Source organism: Mesorhizobium sp. WSM4887 (assembly GCF_029625865.1).
GTDB lineage: Bacteria > Pseudomonadota > Alphaproteobacteria > Rhizobiales > Rhizobiaceae > Mesorhizobium.
Window position 1 is genome coordinate 604001 of sequence record NZ_JARTVP010000003.1, and the last position, 19848, is coordinate 623848.

At 62.9% G+C, this 19848-nt stretch carries 16 protein-coding genes; 5 read left to right on the forward strand and 11 right to left on the reverse strand.

All coding sequences use genetic code 11. From position 1 onward, the window contains the following. Positions 1-17: 17 nt before the first annotated feature. From P9230_RS16525 to P9230_RS16550, 6 genes are all read right to left on the reverse strand, one after another. Positions 18-413, reverse strand: coding sequence for a hypothetical protein (locus P9230_RS16525; RefSeq protein ID WP_127247019.1), 396 nt, complete (start codon positions 411-413; stop codon positions 18-20). Between the two features lie 111 nt (positions 414-524). Further along, positions 525-2132, reverse strand: a complete 1608-nt coding sequence (locus tag P9230_RS16530) for an FGGY-family carbohydrate kinase (RefSeq protein WP_278119952.1) — start codon at positions 2130-2132, stop codon at positions 525-527. 199 nt (positions 2133-2331) lie between these two features. Further along, positions 2332-3216, reverse strand: a complete 885-nt coding sequence (locus P9230_RS16535) for an AraC family transcriptional regulator (protein WP_067003926.1) — start codon at positions 3214-3216, stop codon at positions 2332-2334. A 171-nt stretch (positions 3217-3387) separates the two neighbouring features. Continuing rightward, on the reverse strand, positions 3388-4338 hold the full coding sequence (locus tag P9230_RS16540) for an ABC transporter permease (RefSeq protein WP_164747628.1): 951 nt from the start codon (positions 4336-4338) through the stop codon (positions 3388-3390). A 17-nt stretch (positions 4339-4355) separates the two neighbouring features. Beyond that, positions 4356-5876 (reverse strand): sugar ABC transporter ATP-binding protein, encoded by a 1521-nt coding sequence (locus tag P9230_RS16545; protein WP_278119955.1) that lies wholly within the window; start codon positions 5874-5876, stop codon positions 4356-4358. A 74-nt stretch (positions 5877-5950) separates the two neighbouring features. Beyond that, positions 5951-7063 carry a substrate-binding domain-containing protein gene (locus P9230_RS16550; protein WP_278119957.1) on the reverse strand — a complete coding sequence of 371 codons (1113 nt, stop codon included), beginning with the start codon at positions 7061-7063 and terminating at the stop codon, positions 5951-5953. A gap of 358 nt (positions 7064-7421) precedes the next feature. Here P9230_RS16550 and P9230_RS16555 point away from each other — a divergent pair, with 358 nt between their 5' ends. The 4 genes from P9230_RS16555 (at position 7422) to P9230_RS16570 (ending at position 11467) form a co-directional block, all read left to right on the forward strand. After that, positions 7422-8603, forward strand: a complete 1182-nt coding sequence (locus P9230_RS16555) for an SGNH/GDSL hydrolase family protein (protein ID WP_278119959.1) — start codon at positions 7422-7424, stop codon at positions 8601-8603. A 545-nt stretch (positions 8604-9148) separates the two neighbouring features. After that, entirely contained in the window at positions 9149-9625 is a 477-nt protein-coding gene (locus tag P9230_RS16560; protein WP_127247014.1) for a hypothetical protein, read from the forward strand. 73 nt (positions 9626-9698) lie between these two features. Beyond that, positions 9699-10982 (forward strand): SDR family oxidoreductase, encoded by a 1284-nt coding sequence (locus P9230_RS16565; RefSeq protein ID WP_278119962.1) that lies wholly within the window; start codon positions 9699-9701, stop codon positions 10980-10982. Further along, on the forward strand, positions 10982-11467 hold the full coding sequence (locus P9230_RS16570) for a DUF2269 family protein (RefSeq protein ID WP_095823461.1): 486 nt from the start codon (positions 10982-10984) through the stop codon (positions 11465-11467). The genes P9230_RS16565 and P9230_RS16570 overlap by 1 nt, the downstream gene beginning before the upstream one ends. An 83-nt stretch (positions 11468-11550) precedes the next feature. Here the strand turns inward: P9230_RS16570 and P9230_RS16575 are convergent, their stop codons facing one another. From P9230_RS16575 to P9230_RS16590, 4 genes are all read right to left on the reverse strand, one after another. After that, on the reverse strand, positions 11551-11856 hold the full coding sequence (locus P9230_RS16575; protein WP_067318770.1) for a hypothetical protein: 306 nt from the start codon (positions 11854-11856) through the stop codon (positions 11551-11553). A 19-nt stretch (positions 11857-11875) separates the two neighbouring features. Further along, positions 11876-12799: an NAD(P)/FAD-dependent oxidoreductase gene (locus P9230_RS16580; RefSeq protein WP_278119965.1), complete on the reverse strand. Its 924-nt coding sequence runs from the start codon at positions 12797-12799 to the stop codon at positions 11876-11878. A gap of 642 nt (positions 12800-13441) precedes the next feature. Beyond that, the gene (locus P9230_RS16585; RefSeq protein WP_278053919.1) at positions 13442-13798 is read right to left on the reverse strand and encodes a hypothetical protein; all 357 of its coding nucleotides are present in this window, start codon (positions 13796-13798) and stop codon (positions 13442-13444) included. 97 nt (positions 13799-13895) lie between these two features. Next, a complete protein-coding gene (locus P9230_RS16590; RefSeq protein WP_067004189.1) occupies positions 13896-14375 on the reverse strand; it encodes an MgtC/SapB family protein in 480 nt (159 codons plus the stop codon). 143 nt (positions 14376-14518) lie between these two features. Here P9230_RS16590 and P9230_RS16595 point away from each other — a divergent pair, with 143 nt between their 5' ends. Beyond that, on the forward strand, positions 14519-14686 hold the full coding sequence (locus P9230_RS16595; RefSeq protein ID WP_164746634.1) for a hypothetical protein: 168 nt from the start codon (positions 14519-14521) through the stop codon (positions 14684-14686). 372 nt (positions 14687-15058) lie between these two features. Here the strand turns inward: P9230_RS16595 and P9230_RS16600 are convergent, their stop codons facing one another. After that, positions 15059-19846: a winged helix-turn-helix domain-containing protein gene (locus tag P9230_RS16600; protein WP_278119967.1), complete on the reverse strand. Its 4788-nt coding sequence runs from the start codon at positions 19844-19846 to the stop codon at positions 15059-15061. Positions 19847-19848: the final 2 nt, after the last annotated feature.

The following is a 19848-nucleotide window of genomic DNA, read 5'->3' on the forward strand; positions in this document are numbered from 1 at the left end:
GCCCGCGGCGCCGCTGATCATGTCGTGGTCTGGATGATCAGCGTCAGCGTGCCGTCGCCATCGATGTTGGCCGCGACGACCTGCGAGGAATTCAGCCCGTTCGCATGCAGCACCGATACCGCCTCGGGCGAGGCATCGATCGATTTCTGCAGCTTGGCCAGGTCCGTGGCGGTTGTCCTGGTGACCACGGCTTCGGCCTGGACCTTGATCTCCGCGGGCAGGTCCTCCATCGCCACCACCACGACGTTGGTAACGGTCTGGCCGGAACTTGGCGGATCGGGTTGCACCTGGTCGAGCCGAGGTTGTTCAGCCGGGGGCAGAACCTGGGGCGGTTGCGGATCGGCGTGTTGAGCCGAGACCGACTGCGCCAGGGCAAGGGTCGAAAGAGCGAGCATCATCGTCAATGTCCGCATCGTCTTTCCTTCCATGTATCGAAGTCTGACGACACAACCCCTCCGCCCGGCGATGGTTCCGGCCCAAGAGGGCAAGTGACGGTGAATGTTGGCGGGCGACGGCTGGATATCTCACACAGCCAAAACTGACAGCGCAGCAGCCTGCAGGCGTTCGAACGCGGCAAAGCGCCTGTCGTGACAGTCAGCGAGCGCGGCGTTCGGCGAATAGACCTCGCCCACCTCCGACATCGCCGCCATGGCCGCGCGAAGGTCGGAGTGGCGCCCGGCGGCCACCGCGCCGAGCATCGCTGAGCCGAGCAGCACCGGCTCGGGGGACGTTGGCGCGTAGACCACCTTGCCGGTGGAGTCGGCGATGAGCTGCCGCACGAGCGGGCTCTGCCCTGCGCCGCCGCTGATGGCGATCGTATCGATGTTGATGCCGCGGCCATGCATGGCGGCCAGGATCTGGCGGGCGCCATAGCCGAGGCCGCAGAGGCCGGCGACATAGAGCGCGACGAGACTGTCGGCCCCGGTCGCCATGTCCAAGCCGGCGACCAGTCCGCGCGCGTCGGGATTGGCCAAGGGGGCACGATTGCCTAGAAATTCGGGAACGACATGCAAGCCGCCGACCAGGCTGTCCGCCTTCGCCGCACCGCCATGCCGCTCCGCCTCCTGCGCCAGCCACTGGCTGAGGTTCTGGCCGCCTCGCGCCGCGATCCCGGCCAGCTCGACGGCGGCGGGGTGCATGCCGACCAGGCGATCGATGGCGGCGCCCGCGGCCGACTGGCCGCCTTCGTTCAGCCACAGCCCCGGCACCATCGCGGAGAAATAGGGCCCCCACACGCCCGGCACGAAAGCCGCCTGCTCGGTCGTCGTCATGGTGCAGGCCGAAGTGCCGAAGACATAGGCCATGCGCGTGGTCACATCGCCGGCGCCGCCGCGCGCGCCGACCGAGCCGATGCCGCCGGCATGCGCATCGATCATGCCGGCGGCGACCGGCGTTCCGGGCAAAAGGCCAAGCTCGGCCGCCGCCTTGCTCCTCAAGCCGTTGGGCAGCGCGCTCCCCGGCGCCACGACCTCGGTGCCGATCCGGGCAAATTCCTCATCCGCGAGCGCGCCGAGCCCGACCTTGCGAAAATAGCCATCATCCCAGCGTGCCTCGTGCGCGAGATAGGTCCATTTGCAAGTCACCGTGCAGGTCGAGCGCGCCAGGCTGCCGGTGGCGCGCCAGGTGAGGAAATCGGCGAGATCCATGAACTGCCATGCCGCGGCGAAGGTCCGCGGCATGTTCTCGGCGAGCCATAAGAGCTTCGGGGTTTCCATCTCGGGCGAGATTGTGCCGCCGACATAGCGCAGCACGTCCTCGCCGGTGCCGTTGATCCTGCGCGCCTGCTCGGTAGCGCGGTGGTCCATCCAGACGATGATGTTGCGCTCGGGATCCCCTGACGGGCTGACCGTCAGCGGCTCGCCACCCGGCCCCAGAACGACAAGCGAGCAGGTGGCGTCGAAGCCGACGCCATGCACCGACTGCGCCGGGATGCCGGCAAGCGACACCGCCTCGCGAACGGTCGTAGAAACGGCGCGCCAGATGTCATTGCTCGATTGCTCGACGATATGGCCTTCGGCATGCCAGGTGGCGATGTCGGCCTTGGCGGACGCAAGCATGGCGCCCGCTTCGTCGAAGACGCCCGCGCGGGCACTGCCGGTGCCGATGTCGATGCCGATGAAATGACTGCTCATGACTTCAGATCCTTCGCCCGATCCCGTTCGGTTGCTATAGGTCATTGCTTTGCGGCAGGATGACAAGGGTCGCGGATGGTGATGTCACCTTCGTTTCCTATCGGTGTTGCCGTTTCGGCCAGCGGCGCAGGCAAAGCTTTGCCTTGCCGGGCACGTTTGCCCATGCCAACTCGATGCCGCTGTTTGTCGAGCCGGCTGGCTAGGCCGCTTTCGCAAGGTTGATGTTGTGCAGTGTCAGCCGCCGGAAATGCGAGGGCGTCATGCCCTTTTCGGCGAGAAACTGCCGGTTGAAGTTGGAAAGGGTGTTGTAGCCGACCTCGAAGCAGATGCTGGTGATCGAAGCCTGCTCGTCGCTCATCAGCATCTGGCAGGCCAGGTTGATGCGCAGCCGCTTCACATACTGAACCAGCGTCATACCGGTGTGCTGGCGGAAGGAGCGGGAGAACACACTGGGCGACTGGCCGGCGATGGCGGCTAGGTCCGTCTCGCTGAAGGGCTGGGTCAGGTTCTCGCGCAGATAGGCAAGCGCCTTGTTGATGCCGGCCGACATATACCCCGACGGATCGGGCAGGTAGCTCGCGCTGGCCAGCATGCGCGCGCCTTCGGCGCGGCTGAGCAGACCCATTATCATCATGAACAGCTCGATGCGGCGCACGCCTTGCGAATTCATGATCTCTTCCATCAGCGGGCCAAGCTGCTTGCTGGTCTGGCGGCTGAACAGCACGCCGCGGCGCGAGGCTTCGAGCACCGGCGTCAGCGCCGCGAGCTCGGGGAAGGTATTGATGGCGCCGTCGATAAAGCCTTCATTGAACTGGATGATGCGGCAGCGCAGCGGCACCGTCGCGTCCTTCGGCACATCGCTCACCCAGTTGTGCGGCAGGTTGGGGCCGGTCAGCACCAGATTGCCCGGCTCGAACTCGCCGATGAAGTCGCCGACGAAATAGCGGCCGCGGGTGGCGACGATGAGATGCAGTTCGTATTCCGGATGGAAATGCCAGCGCACCGTGCGGAACGGGTAACCGTGCGACCAGGCAGTGAAAGACTCGCCCGGCCTGATCTGCACAACTTCAAGATCGGGTTTCATCGCTGCTCCTCCCGTATTGAAGCCAAGGCGCGTCCCCTCTACGACGCGCCGTCCGGTTTCGGCCTCATGTCAGCCAAGCTACCGAGCCGACAAGATCTTCGCCACCATGTTCGCGTCACTCCATTGGTACTTTTTTGACTATTCTGAGCCTCCACGCCGCTGAGCGGCGCCTCAAACGACGCCGCGTTCCTCGCTCCTTATGCGGAAGGCATCGACGGCGATCGCAAGCAGGATCATCGCGCCGCCGATCATCTGAATGTAATAGGCCGAGACGTTGATGAGCTGCAGGCCGGTCTGGATGACGGTGATGAGCAGCGTGCCGCCGAGCATGCCGATGACGCGGCCGCGGCCGCCGAACAGCGAAACGCCGCCGATGACGGGTGCTGCCACGGCATAGAGCAGCGTCGTGCTGCCGACGGTCACGCTGACGCCGCCGAGATAGGAGGTGTAGAGGAAGCCGGCCACTCCAGCGAGGAAGCCGGAAGCGCTGAAGGCGCCAAGCCTCGCGCGCTTGACGTTGATGCCTGCGGCATTCGCCGCCCGGCGGTTGCCGCCGGTGGCATAGAGGTTGCGACCCCAGGCCGAATAAGCAAGCACGACATGCGCCAGGAGATAGGCGACGAAGAGGGCGATCGGCATTACCGGCCAACTGCCGATGGTGGCGCTGCCTATGTAGCTGTAGCCTTCATCGGTCACCACCATGGTGCGGGCCTGGGTGGCGCCGAGCACCGCGCCTTGCAGAAAAAGCCCCATGGCCAGCGTCGCGATCAGCGAATTCATGCGCAAATAGGCGACGAAGTAGCCGTTGAGCAGACCGACGAGCACCCCGGCAACGATGGTGATGAGTACGGCCAGCGTCCAGTGGACGCCGAACTGCTGCATGGCATAGGCGCCGACCATGCTCGAGAAGACCAGATTGCCGACCACCGAGAGATCGATCTCGCCGATCAGAAGCGTGAAGGAGACCGCCAGCACCAGCACGCCCAGCGTGGTCGCCTGCACCAGCACGTTCTGCAGATTGCCTTCCGAAAGGAAGAAGGGATTGAGGAAGCCGGCGAGGATGCTGAACACGATGATCAGGATCCAGACCACATTGTCGAGAAGGAATTTCTTGCTGGTCATGTCTGATACTGCCCCTGTCATCGCGCCGCTCTCGCTTCGGCGATCGCATCGATGGTGATCTCGGCGCCGCGCAGCATTCGCGCGATTCGACCCTTGGAGAAGATCACCACACGGTCGACGAGGCGCTGCATCTCTTCCGGGTCCTGCGCGAGCAGAAGCACGCTAACGCCCTCCTTCGTCGCATCGTCGATCAGGCGGTGGATCTGCTCCTTGGCGGCGACATCGACGCCGACGGTCGGTTCGTCGAGCAGAAGCAATCTCGGCTTGCGTTCCAGCAGCCGGCCAAGCAGCACCTTCTGCTGGTTGCCGCCAGACAACTCGCCGATCTCCTGGGCGCCGCTGCCCATGACGATCTCCATGGCGCCGCGCGCCTCGCGCATGCGGCGGTTCATGCCGGCGCCGCTCACCAGCCAGCCGAGCGATAGCGGCCAATTGCCGAGGTTGAGGTTCTCGGTCACCGACATCGAGCCGACCAGGCCTTCGCCGATGCGGTCATGGGTGAGGTAGGCAATGCCCGAGCCGAGGCTCTGCCCCGGCGAGCCGAGACGCGCTTCCCGGCCATCGATCAGGACGGCACCGGCCTCGATGGGCCCCAGGCCGCCCAGCGCCCGCATCAATTCCTGCGGCCCTTCGCCGAGCAGGCCGACGAGGCCGACGATCTCGCCGTGGCCGATCGCAAGATCGACCGGGCCGCCGCCGGAAAAGGATAGCCCGCTGAGCTCGATGGCCGCGCCATGATCCTTGCGGGCGCGGTGGAATTCGGCGACGTCGGCGCCGGTGATGACGCGCGCCATGGCCTCGGCCGAAAGCTCCGCCGCTTTGCCGCTGGCGGTCACCTTGCCGTCGCGCAGCACCGTGTATTCCGAACAGAGCTGGCGCACCTCGTCGTTGTGGTGCGAGATGTAGATGAAAGACGTGCCGCGTTGGGTGAGGCTCTCGACCCATTCCAGCAGATGCAGCCGCTCGGCCGCCGCAAGGCCTGCGGTCGGCTCGTCGAGGATGATCAGCGAGGCTTCGGCCGCGACCGCCTTGATGATGGCGAGCCTGCGCCTGTCGCTGGCGCCGAGGTCGCCGGCGCGCCGCCTCGGATCGACCGGCATGCCGTGGCTTTCGAGCTGGCGCACCGCCAGGCGACGGAGCGCGGACCAGTCGGTCAGGCCGTAGCGTCTCGGCAGATCCGGCAGCAGAAGATTTTCGCCGATCGAGAGGTCTTCGAAGATCTCCGAATGCTGCGACAGAAGGTGGAGCCCGCGCTTCTTGCGCGCCGTCAACGGCAGAGCCGACACGTCCTCCCCATTCAACAGGATGGTGCCACTGTCGAGACGCAACAGCCCGGCGATGATGTTGGACAGCGTCGATTTGCCAGCGCCGTTCTTGCCGAGCAGGCCATGGATCGCGCCCCGCGACACGCTCAGCGAGACGCCGTCCAACACCGCAAGCGGGCCGAAGCGCTTGAAGACATTGTCGACGGTCAGAACAGCGTTGGCACCGTCCTGCGCAAGGCTAGCGGGCACGATTGTGCCGTCGGCGTTGACCATTGGGATAACCGGCAATCTCGAAATGAGGTGAGAACGCGATGGGCGCGTTCTCACCCGCCTCGTCGGCTGCGATCTCAGCCGGCGTTCTGCTGCATCTTCCACACCTGGGTCACGACATTGGCCCAGTGGCGCGGGTCGTCGGCATTTTCCTTGGTGAGGAAGTAGGGCGGGATGGTGAGCAGCGGGCCGGACGGGCTGTCGGCGATCGTGCCCTTCTCCCAAAAATACTTCTTGTTTTCGTAAGATCCGATCGGAACCGGCTTCCCTTTCAGCGTGTACTCTTCCAGCAGGTCGACGACGATCTCGACATAGGCGATCGGGTCCTGCGCGATGTCGGCGTCGATCTCACCCGCCTTCACCCATTCCAGCGCATTCGGCGAGGCATCGATGCTGGTCAGGATGATGTGCTTCTCATGGCCGACCGGGAACAGCCGTTTCTGCGTTTCGAGTGCCTTGCGGGCATCAACGACGAAGATGTCGGTCGGCATGTGGATGGCGTCGAGGTCCGGCCGCTCGCGCAGCGTCGCCGAGACCACGGCGAGCGCCTGCTCATGCTGGTTGTTCTGCGGCCGCGAGATGATCTCGATGTCGGGATATTTGCTCTTAAGCGTGTCCTCGAAACCGTCTTTGCGATCGCGCAGCGCCACGGCAGTCAGCGAGCCGTAATTGTTGAGCACGCTGCCCTTCGGCGAGCCGTGCTTCTTGGTGAGCAGCTCGGCGGTCTTCTCCGCCGCCATGACGCCCGACTGCTTGTTGTCGAAGGTCACCGAAGCGGCTACCTCTCCGCCGGTAAGCACGGTGTCGACCATGCCGAGCGGCACGCCGAGCGACTTCGCCTTCTTGCTCAGTGGGATGAGCAGCTCCGAATCCAGCGCGTCGGAAATGAGGTAGCGCGGCTTCTGCAAGAGCAGGCTGTTCCAGTCGTTGACCTGCGCGTTGGCATCGCCATTGGCGTCCTTGCCGACGAATTCCAGGCCGAGGCCTTCGACCTTGCGCTTCAGCGCCTCCTGCAGCACGACGAAGAAGAAGAAGCCGAGATAGCCGGTCTCCCAAGCCACAACCTTGGAGGTCGTGCCTTGCGCCGCGGCGCGCTCGCCGCCCGCCAGCAACAGGCCGCCGGCAGTGGCTGCCGCGCCCTGCAAAAGCGCGCGGCGGTTCAATGTTAAGCTCTTGGTCTCGCAACCCATGTCTCGCTCCCTGAAATGGTTAGAATCTTTGCCGGTAGAGCTTTCCACCAAGCCCGCCCGGCGGGGCACTCGGCCCCAAACATCCCCCGGAACATTTCCTCCCCCGGACGATCTGATCAGGCTAGGCGCGCGCTATCCGGCCAGCCACCACGTTCCGGGACGGGTGTTAGTACTTTTTTGATTCCGCTAGTGAAAGCCGAGGCCGCGATTACGACTGCGCTACAACATGCTCGACCTCCGGCGCGTTGCATTCGGAGTCAAAAATCTATGTGTCGCGGAAAGCGCAACCGGTAGCTCGCGCCGCAAGCCGCGGCTATCTGTGTGAGGGCCGCGGGCCGAAACCGAAGGGATGGAGAGAATGGAGCACTGGATCGGAACCTGGAGCGCAAGCCCGATGAACGTCTGGCCGGGAGACGCCGTGCTCTATGGCTTCCACCGGCAGACGGTACGCCAAGTCGTGCGCGTCAGCACCGGCGGTGAGAGGTTGCGATTGAGGCTGTCCAACGAATATGGCGGCTCGCCGATTCGGATAGGCGCCGCGACCGTCGCGCTTGCCGCGAAAGACGGCGCGGTCGACGCCGGCAGCATCCGGCAGGTGACGTTCGGCGGCGAACGGCAGACCGATCTAGCGCCCGGCGCGCCGCTGCTCAGCGATGTTGTGGACCTAGCGGTTCCCGATCTCGGGCAGATCGCGATCAGCCTCTATTTCCCCGATTTCGCTCCGATCGAGACCTATCACTACGAGGCGCAGCAGACCGCCTACATCTCCGAAATCGGCGACTTCGCCGGCGCAGCCGAACTGCCGGTGCAGCAGACCTCGACCAGCCGCTATTTCCTCAGCGCCGTGCTGGTCGAGAGCGGGCCGGACAGCGGCTCTCTGGTTTGTCTCGGCGATTCCATTACCGACGGCTTCGGCTCGACCGTCGACGGCAATGCGCGCTGGCCGGACCGGCTGGCGGAGCGGTTTGCGAAAAGCGGCCGGCTGTCATGCATCGGCGTCCTCAACCAGGGGATCGGCGGCAACCGCGTGCTTGCCAGCCGCGCCCGCGGCGCCAACGCGCTCGCCCGCTTCGACCGCGACGTTCTGGGCTTTCCCAACGTCCGATGGGTCTCGGTGCTGGAAGGCATCAACGACATCGGCTGGCCGGAAACCATGCTTGCCGGTCGCCAGGAGGCCGTCGCCGTCGAAAGCCTGATCGCGGCTTACCGGCAATTGATCGCACGCGCCCGCCTCAACGGCATCAAGGTGCTGCTTGGCACGCTGCCGCCCTTCAGCGGCGCCTTCGAAGGCCAGCCGCTCAGAACCTTCTACTCTCCGACCAAGGAGCGCGACCGTGAGGCGGTGAACGCCTGGATCAGGACATCGGGCGAAGCCGATGCCGTCGTCGATTTCGAGCGTGCGCTGGCCGATCCCGCCAACCCGTCGAGGCTGCTCGCCGCCTTCGATTGCGGCGACGGCCTGCATCCGTCCGACGACGGCTATGCCGAGATGGCCAGGCTGTTCGAGGAAGCTTTCGAGAGCTTGCTTCGCGGCCAATAGGATTACCTGGTTCTGCGAGTGGCGGCTGCTGCCCGCGCCGGCGCCTTCTGGATGTTGGCGGCGCCGCCCATGTCACCATTCTTGGTGCGACCCGCCCCGGTCGCGCTCCAATATCGGCGCCCGTCGTCGGGTGCAATTCGGCGAAAACACGGATGGCCAACCTCAGAACAGGACGACGAGCACTTAGCATGATGGACCTGACAGAAGAGCTCAGCTGTCCAGGAACAAACTGCAAGTCTTTCCGGTTTGGTGACCGAACCGATTGCGGTCACGAAAATGGTTGGACATAGAAGACATAATAATGAGCAGATTGCGCAGCTACTGAGGCGCCAGTTTTCCAGTGAGATAATGAGGCGCCATCTGCGTGCACTTCCGCTGTTTCGGACCGAGAGGTGGCTCCCTGACCGGCTTGCCGGGTTGATGGAGGTTTTAAAGCGAAGTGAGGGTCGAGGACGACGGCGTTGATTCTTGCTTCTGGCCTGAAGCGTCGACGTCAGGCTGGACGCAAAGGTCTTTCGATCCCAATGGAGAAGAGATGGTGAGCAATGCGGCCGCTCGATAAGGCGCTGCTTGGGGCTGTGGCAGGCGTCGCGGCGACCATGGCGATGACAGCAACGATGAGGCGCCTGCACGCAGTCCTGCCCGACGACGAGCGCTATCCGCTTCCGCCTCGCGGGATCGTCGACCGCACTTTTCCAGCTGTTGACGAGCGCGAAGCACGTTCAAGAACACTGCTTGCGCATTTCGGGTTTGGCGGTCTCACCGGTGCTTTGTTTGCCCTGCTGCCCACCACTCGAGGGAGCGGGATCGCCTATGGTTTATGCATCTGGGCGCTGAGCTATCTCGGTTGGATTCCCGCCGCACGCATTCTGACCCCGGCGCACCGTCACCCCATCAGGAGAAACATGCTGATGATTGCAGCTCATGTTGTTTGGGGCCTGACGCTTTCGAGATCACTGAGAGAAATGGAACGCGCCGCCATCGAGGCGTTCGACCAACAAGCCGAGAGGAGAAGCCGGTGACCGGGCGGCGCGTTCTGCGGAACGATCCGACCCTTCGGCCCGCCGCGCTGTCTTGTCCGGCGGGACATCGGCAATGAAGGTTCTCGTAACGGGATCGAACGGTCTCATCGGCACAGCCGTGTGCGCGCGTTTGGTCGCGTCAGGGCACGAGGTCGTGCGGGCCTCACGACGCCGATCAAGCCGGGCCGGGGAGGCGGGAACGGTCGCCATCGATATGGCGAAGGCGCTCGCCCCCGAGAACTGGGGCAGTGCTCTTCAAGGCGTTGACGTGGTGGTGAATTGTGCCGGTGTTCTGCAGGACAGCGCTAGCGAAGATACGACAGGGGTTCATGCATTGGGCGCAGCGGCGCTGTTTCGTGCCTGCCAGCAAGCCGGGGTGCGCCGGGTCATCCACTTTTCCGCCATCGGCGTCGATCGTGAGCAACCCTCGGCCTTCTCCGCCAGCAAATATGCCGGCGAGGAGGCCTTGATGACGCTCGACTTGGATTGGGTCGTGCTGAGACCCTCCGTCGTTCTGGGCCGCCCCGTTTTTGGAGCGAGCGCCCTGTTTCGCGGTCTTGCCGCGCTTCCTCTGCTGCCCTCCATGCCCGGCTCCGGCCGTCTGCAGGTGGTTCAACTTGAGGACGTGGTCGAAACGGTGGCGTTTTTCCTCAGCCCTGACAGCCCGTCACGGATCGCTCTCGACCTTGCTGGTCCGGACGCCTTCGCCATGGAGGAGGTAGTCGCGCATTACCGCAGGTGGCTTGGATGGGACGAGGCTCGCGTCCTGGCTCTCCCGAGATGGGCGGCGCGTCTACTTTATCGGCTGGGTGACGCCGTCAGTGTGCTGGGATGGCGCCCTCCCATGCGCACCAACGCCGCCCTTGAGATCAGCCGGGGAGCAACGGGTGATCCCGGACCCTGGAAGGCGACAACCGGGATCGAGCCGCGAGGTCTCCCGACAGCACTCGCCGCAAACCCAGCCACGGTGCAGGACAGATGGTTTGCCGGCCTTTACTTCATCAAACCCGCGATCTTCACGGTGCTGCCGTTCTTCTGGATCATCACCGGAATCATATCCCTGACAACCGGATGGCAGAGCGGTGTCCAACTCCTGATCGGTACCGCTGTGAGCGCGCTGGCGGCGCCGTTGGTCATCGCCGGCGCGCTGGCCGACCTGGTCATCGGCGTTCTCATCGCGCTTCGCAAAACCGCGCGCGTTGGGCTCTGGGGAGCGATCGGCGTATGCGTTTTTTATGCATTGGCCGGCACGCTCCTGCGGCCCGATCTGTGGAATGAACCGCTCGGCCCGCTGATGAAGATCCTGCCGATCGTTCTTCTGCACTTCGTCGCATTGGCGATCCTGGAGGAGCGCTGATGCTCTACTTCGGTCTCAAATATCTCCATATCGTGGGCGCGGCGGTTCTGCTGGGGACGGGCGCTGGCATCGCCTTCTTCATGCTGCTTGCACACCGGACCGGCAACCCGGCTACCGTGGCCGCGGTCGCGCGCATTGTCGTGATTGCCGATTTCCTGTTCACGGCAACGGCAGTTGTAGCGCAACCGATCACCGGCGTCGCGCTTGCCCGGCTCGTCGGCTATTCGCTCTGGGACGGCTGGATCGCGCTGTCGATCCTTCTCTACGTCGTGACCGGTGTTTTTTGGCTTCCCGTGGTCTGGATGCAGATGGAGATGCGCGATCTTGCCCTGGCGGCGGCGAAAGCCGGCCAGTTGCTTCCGCCGCGCTATCACCGGCTTTTCCGGCTCTGGTTCGTCTTCGGCTTTCCGGCCTTCGGCGCGGTCGCCGCTATCTTATGGCTGATGATCACCCGCCCGGCCATCGAATGGTTCGGGACCGGCTGATGCCGACGGGCCGAGCGAACTCATCTGAGCTACGCCGGGAGGAGAGGCGCCGGCTCTGATTTCCCGTGCATGGACAAGAACGACTACACCAGCGCGATCGGCATGTAGCGGATAACCACCTTCTCCTGTCGAAACCACCGCTCGAGTGCGATCCGGCGTTCACGCCAGTCGATGAGATCGACCTCGTTGGCCATGACTTCGAAGATCACAATCTTGTCGGCGTTGGACTCGGCACCCTTTTTCCACAAACCGTCGGCAGGCGCCTGAAGGTAAGCAGTAACGCCTTCGAAGCGACTCGCCAGTTCTTCCTTCACGCGGTCGAAATCTTCTTGAGCGAAAGGCTGGCCGTTGTTGTCCGAGCAGGGGAGCAGGATCTGAACAAGATGCATCACAATTCACCGGTGAAAACTAGCACTTGGTATCGTCAAGATAGTTATGCATGTCGGTGGCTGCGATCGAGGCGTGGCCGAATGCGACAGCAATCTGATTGATTTCGTTGACCACATCGCCAGCGGCATACAGGCCTGGCACGACCGTGCGCTGATGCGCATCCACGACAAGATTTCCAAGCTCGTTGCATGTCGCCCCGAGATCTAGGCCAAGTTGCGACCTTATCGTGCATCCCATGGCTGGATAGACGGTATCGAATGAGGATGCTGTTCCGTTGGAGAGTTGAATGGTGGCCTGCTCTCCCGAGGGTCGTAGCGAATGAGGGATGCAGGGCTCGAGCTGGATTCCAGCTTCGTGGATCAGTCGGCCGGCATCTGCATCAATTTCACTCGAAGCATCGGTCGTCAGCACGGTGACGTCGCGAGTGTAGGTCCGCATGAACAATGCCTTCTTCACCGCCTCTTCCGCCGGGCCCAGGACTGCGACGCGCTTATCGATCACCTCATAGCCGTCACAGATCGGACAGAGGCGCAAGGTGCCGGCTCTGATCATATCGTCTGCCGAAGGCGTCTCTGGAAGCTTATCGACAATGCCAGTAGCCAGGAGCGCCGCGCGGGAACGAATGGCTGTCGAACCGATCGCAATAAAATCCGTTCCGTCGCGGCCAATCTCGTGGATTATATCGTGCCTAAGATCGGCTCCGCTCTGCAAAGCCTGCTGCCGCAGCCGATTCAGCAGTTCGGCGCCGGCTATGCCGTCGGGGAAGCCGGGACAGTTGCGGGTAATCGGAATGAGCTTCGCGCGGCTTTGACCGCAATCGACAACGACGACCCGGCGGCGAAAGCGCCCGAGATACGTCGCTGCTGCCAGGCCGGCCGGACCGCCACCGATAACCAAGCAGTCAATTCGTTCCCACTGACAGACGCTATCGTCTTCGATCACCAAAGAACTCCCGGGAGGTGATGCAGAGCTATTGCAAGCGGCTCGTGCCCGGCAAACGAACTTGTCTGTTGGTGACTAAGACCAAGGGCGTGCGCGACTGCTTCCCGGTTCTCATAAGAATGAGGCCGACACAGATGTCGCTGGTGAGGATGGCCTCGTTTCCTTCCGAACAGACAGAAACGAGGGCGCAAAATCCGGCCTCGACCGCGTGCACCGGTAAGCGCGGGATCAGTTGTTTCGTTATAGGCGACCATCTGCCCCAACCGCGCCCTTGCCTATTGGTTCCGCCGTGCATTCGCGTTGCTCGCCGATCCGTTGTCTCGCGAGACGCTGACGACGTTCGGCTGCCTTCACGTGCCGCAGGCCGCCGTTCTCGCCACGCGGCGGACCGGACGGTGCAAAAGTTCGCTTTTGTGGATCAAAGTAGCCCGGCCTGCCGGGCGGGGTTGGGGGCTTGACATACAGGCCGGGCCCTTACCCCGCGCAGCGGGGCAGAGTTCCATTATGCGCCGCGCTTGCGGCAACCGACATTAACATTTTCTAAGACTTGAAAAGCCCGTCGCAGCTAATGAGCGTAAGCGACGGGGCTTTGTGCTGCCGAGACGGCTACGTCCCAACGGTAAACGACCGCTCCATAACAAGTCATGGCCGCGCAATCAGTTCCAATCTTGGACAGCCCACCCGAGGAACGTCACGACACCAGCGACGTTCCGGTAAATGGCAATCGACGATGATATCGAAAAGGCCAGGCGGCATGTTCACGAAGGCGAGCGGCACCTTCGCCTTCAGCACGAGTTGGTTGCCGACCTCAGCGATCAGGGATTGCCGACCGATGACGCCCTGCGCTTCCTCCAACTGCTTGAAGACATGCAGGCGATGCATCGGCAGCACTTGTCGCGGCTGCTGCGCAGAGCCGAAAATGGCTAGGAGGATTCCTGCCTTGTCGGGCCGGACCATGGGTGTCTGCACTTGATCTGGTGACAGGTCATGATCTGCCATGAGTGCGCCGGCCGAGACGATCGGAATCTGCAATTCAGCAAAACACTGTAACGCCGACAAGCGCAGGGACTGGACGCCCTGCCTCCAAATGCTCCGACTATTGCTTGTCCTTTGGGGCAACCTGCACCAGCTGCAAAAGCCCTAGCACGATCAGCGCCAAGACTGTGCCAAGAATTGCGATCTGCCAGAACCCGAGACCCACTGCCAATCCAATGGCACCGGCCAGCCACATTCCCGCGCCGGTCGTCAGCCCCTGAACTTCCCCTTTGGAGAAGAATATTAGCCCTGCAGCCAGGAATGCGACGCCGGCAGTTGTGGCTTCAATCAGGCGGATGGGGTCAATGGCTATCTCCTGGCCATCGAAGACGGGGAGATGGGTGATTTCGATGGCCAGGATGGCGATCAAGGCGGTTGCTAGACAGATCAGGATATGCGTCCTCAGCCCGGCCGGCCGGTTACGCCATTCACGCTCCATGCCGACGAGTGAGCCAAGAACCGCAGCCAGTAAAAGCCTGGCTGAAATTACGGAAAATGGCAGCCAGGTTTGCTGCCCGAAACGTTCAACAAGCTCATCCATGAGCGCCAGAACGTATCTGTGGGCTGCCCGGTTCCTTCCGCAGGACGCCGGGATGTCCTTGCAATGCATATCGCCGGCAAAGCGCCGGAACATTCGAGCTCAGCCCACGTTGGGTTCTGTTCGACTGACAGGGACACACCTCAATGGAACCCAAATCATCGCGCGATCTGCCCGGTCCTAAGCCCCGCAAGGACAAGGAACGGGAAAACCAAAAAGCTGCCGCGAAAACGCCTGACAAGACCAACGATTGGGACCGGAACCAGGTGCATGGCGAGGGCGAGAGCATCGGGATCGACAAGGACGAACCATAGGCCGATCCACACCCCAGAGCGCGCAATCTGAGCCGCCCACGATGCGGCTTGCCGCCATCCCGACCGTTGGAGTGCTGGCGAAGAGAGCGTCTTTCGAGTTCGCATCTAAATAATTGAAAAAATTTGGCTTTCGCGCCGGCTCGTTGCGCTGTTTGCTTCACGGTTGCCTTGGATGGCGACCGGCAAGCCTACCTGTCTGAGGTACAGACACGTCTCCATCCCAGTTTCTTATGAATTCGATCAGAATGCCCAACCCAGACCCGGAATGGCTGCTACGCACCCTCCACAGCGGACGAAGAAGATCGAAAACATGCTGCGGTATCGGCCTGGCATCGCAGATTGATCACAAGGGCTCTGACCCCGTTGTCGACCTCAGCCCGGACAAGTGCCAATTGCAGGGTCTTCAGGAAGGAAGAAGCTTCGCCGCTCGCAAGCGGTGAGTTCGCGAGGGACGGTGCGCCGGGCGAAGTCAATGAGGTCCCGGGACGTTTGGAAGACGCGAAGGATGCGGACATCTTTTTCGCCGGAAACAATTGCAACGCGGGTGCCGTCGGAACTGAAAGCTGCGCGTGTAAAGCCCAGTAGAATGGTTGCTTCGTCGTGGCTGCCAAGGACGGCAATCTGGCGTCCCGATTGCGTCGCCCAGAGCCGGACCGTGCGATCCTTCGAGGACGCGGTCACGACATACAAACCGTTGGGACTGAACTGGGCGCTGTCCACCGCGCCGCTGTGGCCCCTTAGAACGGCCCTTTCCAGTCCGCCAGCGACGCTCCAGATCCGGATGGTTCCATCGCGCGAGCCGGTCAGCAGCAACTGACCGTCGGGGCTGAAGGCGACGACCGTTACCGCGCCGGTGTGTCCCACTAGCGTTCTGACGTTTGCTCCGTCCGTGGTCGACCAAATGCGAGCCGTGTGGTCGAGTGAGCCCGTGGCGACGAGTTGACCGTCCGGGCTGAAGGCCGCTGCCGTGATGCGATCCTGATGCCCCACAAGAACCCTGAGCTCGGCTCCGCCCGTCGTCAAGAGGTGGCCCGCATTGTCTTCCCTGGCCGAGAGGATCAGATTTCCGTCAGGGCTAAGAATGGCCTGCGGTAGGTTGCTGCTCGTGTTGATGGCGGCTAGCTCGGTGCCGGTCGCCGCGTCCCACAGCTGCGCGGTGCCGTTCATCGATGCGCAGAGAAGCGATTTGCCGTCGCGACCAAACTGGATCTGGATCAGGCCGCGATGTGATCGGAACTGGGCGGTCTCGTGTCCCGTGGCCACATCCCAAACACGGACCTGCCCCCCAAGAGATGCCGTCGCGACGCGCCTTCCATCTGGGCTGAACGTCGCGCTTTGAACGATCTCATGTGTATCGAGCCGGATTGTCTCGCGCCCGCTCACGACATCCCACAAGTGCGCCGCGCTGTCGCCGCCGCCGGTCAGCAGGTGGACATTGTCGGGACTGAAGACCGCGAAAGTCGGCCGATATTCATGTGAGAGCGCAGTCGTCAGCGCGCCGTCGACATCCCACAGCCGAGCGGTGCCATCGTGTGAAGCAGTGAGAAGAATGTTGCTGTCGACCGGGCTGAATTCCATATGCTCGACCAAGGATTCATGACCGGCGATCGTCGTCACCAACGAGGCGCGTTCAGCGTCCCAGATGCGGATCGGCCCATTGACCGAGGCAGTCGCCAGGAAGCGGTCGTCCGGAGTGAAAGCACCGTTCATCTCCACATCGCGTTCATCCGTATCGATGTCTGCCTTCAACCCCGACACCTCTTGGCCTAGCACATCATCCAGCGTTCCCAACGCTCCATCCCAAATTCGGGCAGTGCCATCGATGGATACCGTGGCGATTCGCTGACCCCCATGACTGAAAATGACGCCGTTCAATTGCGTGTCGCTCTTGCTGCCGGCCAGCTTTGCGATCTCCGTTCCTTTCGACAAATCGAAAAGGCTGGAAGTGTCTCGGTGTGAATGCCAACCCCACGGGCCGGCCAGCATCCGGCTTCCGTCCGGGCTGAACGCCAGGCTGTAGGGCCAGGAGGTCACTCGCATTGACCGCGTCAGCGCGCCGTCTGCGCTATTCCAGATCGAAACAAAATGCTTGCCTGCCGTCGCGAAGCTGCGGCCGTCTGAACTGAAAACAGCACGCGTATATGCGTCGCTTTTTACACCTAGAACTTTCTTTCCGGTCCGAGCATCCCAGAGCGTTGCATCGCTGTTCTCCCCCGCCGTCAGCACCCGGGTGCCATCCGGGCTGAAGATTGCCGTCGGATAATTGCCTACCGGGCGCATGATAAAGAGCTGCTCTCCCGAGACAGCGTCCCAGAGACGTGCAGTGCCATCCCTCGCCGCCGTCAGGATACGGCTCCCGTCCGGGCTGAATTCAGCCCTCTCCAAGGCCGCTTCATGACCCATTAGAACTGCAGTTTCGGCACCGCTGGAGATGTCCCAGACGGCTGCAGTCTTGTCGTAGGATGCGGTGACGATGCGATCGCCGCTCGGATTGAATGCCGTATCCGTCACGCCGGCGCCATGCCGGAAGATTTTGATCTGGTGGTGCGCCAGCAGAGCCTTGTAGAGGGCTGCCTCCGCCTCGAACAGATATTGCCGCTCGGATTGGTCTTTTGAGGGCAGTGCTTCAAGCGCCAAGAGGATCGCAGCCTCGGTGCTGCCTGCCGCGGTGGACTGCTCCGAAAGGAACGAGAGCGAAAGGAACTGATTGCGCATCGCCTGGTCGCGTTGCGACCTCGCTTCCTCCTGCGCCCTGAAGGCGACCAGCGCGCCTGCGCCCGCGATGAGAGCGAGCATTATCGCCACAATCGCTGCGTTGCGGGTACGTCGGGAAAGCCGGTTTGCTGCGGCCGCCGCCAGGCTCCGGCGCTCGGCTTCGCGCTCCAGGCGCTCGTGTTTTGCCTCTTCGGCGGCCTCGATCAGCGCTAGCGCTGCGTGCCGGTCCTTCTCCTCTTTCTGCCGATGGGCACGCAAAGACTCCTCGATGTACTCAAGGACATAATCGTCGATCTCCTCCCGTCTCGACAACATTAGTTCTTCGCCCTCCGCCAGACGTTTGCCGGAGGGAAGGAGAAGCTCTCGATTCCTGCTTTCCAGGTGCCATCGGTGGGCATCAGCCCTGAGGCGTTCGCGCGTCTCGAGAAAATTCCGGTTTGCATTCACAATGTCACTTGCGCGCGGCCAGCGCCTCAACAGTGCTTCATGTGCAACGCGCACGAAGACACGCCCTGCGGCGTTCTCGTCGCTGACGAGGAGCCGCGCGTCGATCAGGGCCCTGACCAGCGCCGATCGCGCGGGAGTGCCTGCAACTTCGGTGAGCAGGGCTGGACGTGCCGTCACGGTGTCATCGCTCAGACTTGCAGTTGTGAGGGCGCCCAGTACCGTCGGTAAGGCCTCCTGGATCTCGGGCGCCAGTAAATCCACGACTTCATCGGCGCGGCGCGCGATTGCGCCTTCGAGCCCGCCGAGCGCGCGATAATCCGCAAAGGTGAGAACGCGGCGCTGGCGGCCGGCCTGGGACAACGCGTCGAGCACAAACTCCAGAAGCGGCAATGATCCGGGATCGGCAGCTGCTGCCTCCTGCAGCACGTCATCGAGTCGCCCCAACTCGGCATTCTCCTCAAAGCGGAGTCCGGCAACGCCCGCCGGCTCACGGATGATCTGACCGATCTCCGGGCCAGTCGGCGGCAGGAGTTCGTAGCTGGAGAGGCCATCCTTGAGCGCCGAGAACCCCGGGACCTCACCGCAACGGTGAAAAAAATCCGAACGGATCGCCGCGATCACCCAGGCCAGTCCGCTCGCGGCGAGCAGCGTCATGAGCCGCACGAGAGCCTCGCGCGTCGCCGGCTGCTTCTCCGTCGTGAACAGCTCCTCCAGCTGATCGATGGCGACAACCAATCTGATCTGCGAGCGGGCCGACCCAGCGGCTTTGCCAAGTGCCTGTCGAACCATCGCCAGCGCCCGATCCGGCGCGCTCCTGCAAAGCCGAGCGAGCTCCGCGGCTGTTACTTCGCAGGCCAGTTCCGGCACAGCAGCTTCGCTAAGCAGCGCCGCAGCCAGCACAGCGAATGCATCCGGTCCTTCGGAGAGGCGGATCAGGCAGCGGCGCCACAACGATATGCCCGCCACGGTTCCGGGCCGGATCAATGACGGCAGCAGGCCAGCGCGCAGGAGGGAAGACTTGCCGCAACCGCTCATGCCGTAGATTAGCAGGAATGCGGTGCCGCTTGCTGCCAGCTGCTCCAGTCTTGAAGTGCAGGCAGCAATCGCCCGCGCTCTGCCGAAGAAGAGATCGGCATCTTCGAATTCGAAGGCATCGAGACCGCGAAATGGCGACCTGACCGGTTCCTCTGAAGCAAGAGGTACGCGGTAGATGCGCAGGGCACGTGCGACGTCCTTCAGCTTCTGCTCGCCAAGCTCGATGAATTCCAGCGGGAGCCGGTCTCGAGCCTGGGCATGAACCGCTTCCGTGATGCAAATCCCGCCCGGTCGTGACAATGATTGAAGATGGGCTGCGACCTCGACCGCCTCGCCCCCGAGGTGGTCGCCCTCGTCGACGACATAACCGAGGTGAAGCCCGATGCGGAAGCGCACGCGCTTTGTCTTGGGAACTTGGCAATTCCGTCTATCGACCTCATGCTGGATGTCGCTCGCACACCGCAAGGCCTCGACAGGGCCTGCGAATTCGGCGACCACGCTCTCTTCGGCGCTCGAGAACACGCGACCGGCATGTTGCACCAGCAGCCGATCGATGATCTGCCTGTACGGCCCGATAGGTACAGCAGCGCCCCGCTCAGCCTCACCTGGCGGCCGACCGTCAGCAGCCAGTTCGGCAGCCAGGATAGTGGCCATTCTTGGGCCGGCGCTTGAAGGACGGACCAGCCTGTAACCGCGCCGAGGCACCGTCTCCACAACAGCCTGCCGACCGTCATTGAGCGCCGCACGGATCTCGTGAATGCATTGCACAAGGCTGTCGTCGGTGACCGCGATCCCGTTCCAGACCGCCCTCATCAGCTCGTCCTTGGTGACGACGCGATCAGCGTTCTCCAGAAGGTGACGAAGCACCGCGAAGGTTTGGTGACGAAGTGCGATTGTGCTGTTGGATTTGTCGCGCAAGGTCTCGCTGCTCACGTCGACGGTAACGCCGTTGAGCACGAACATCG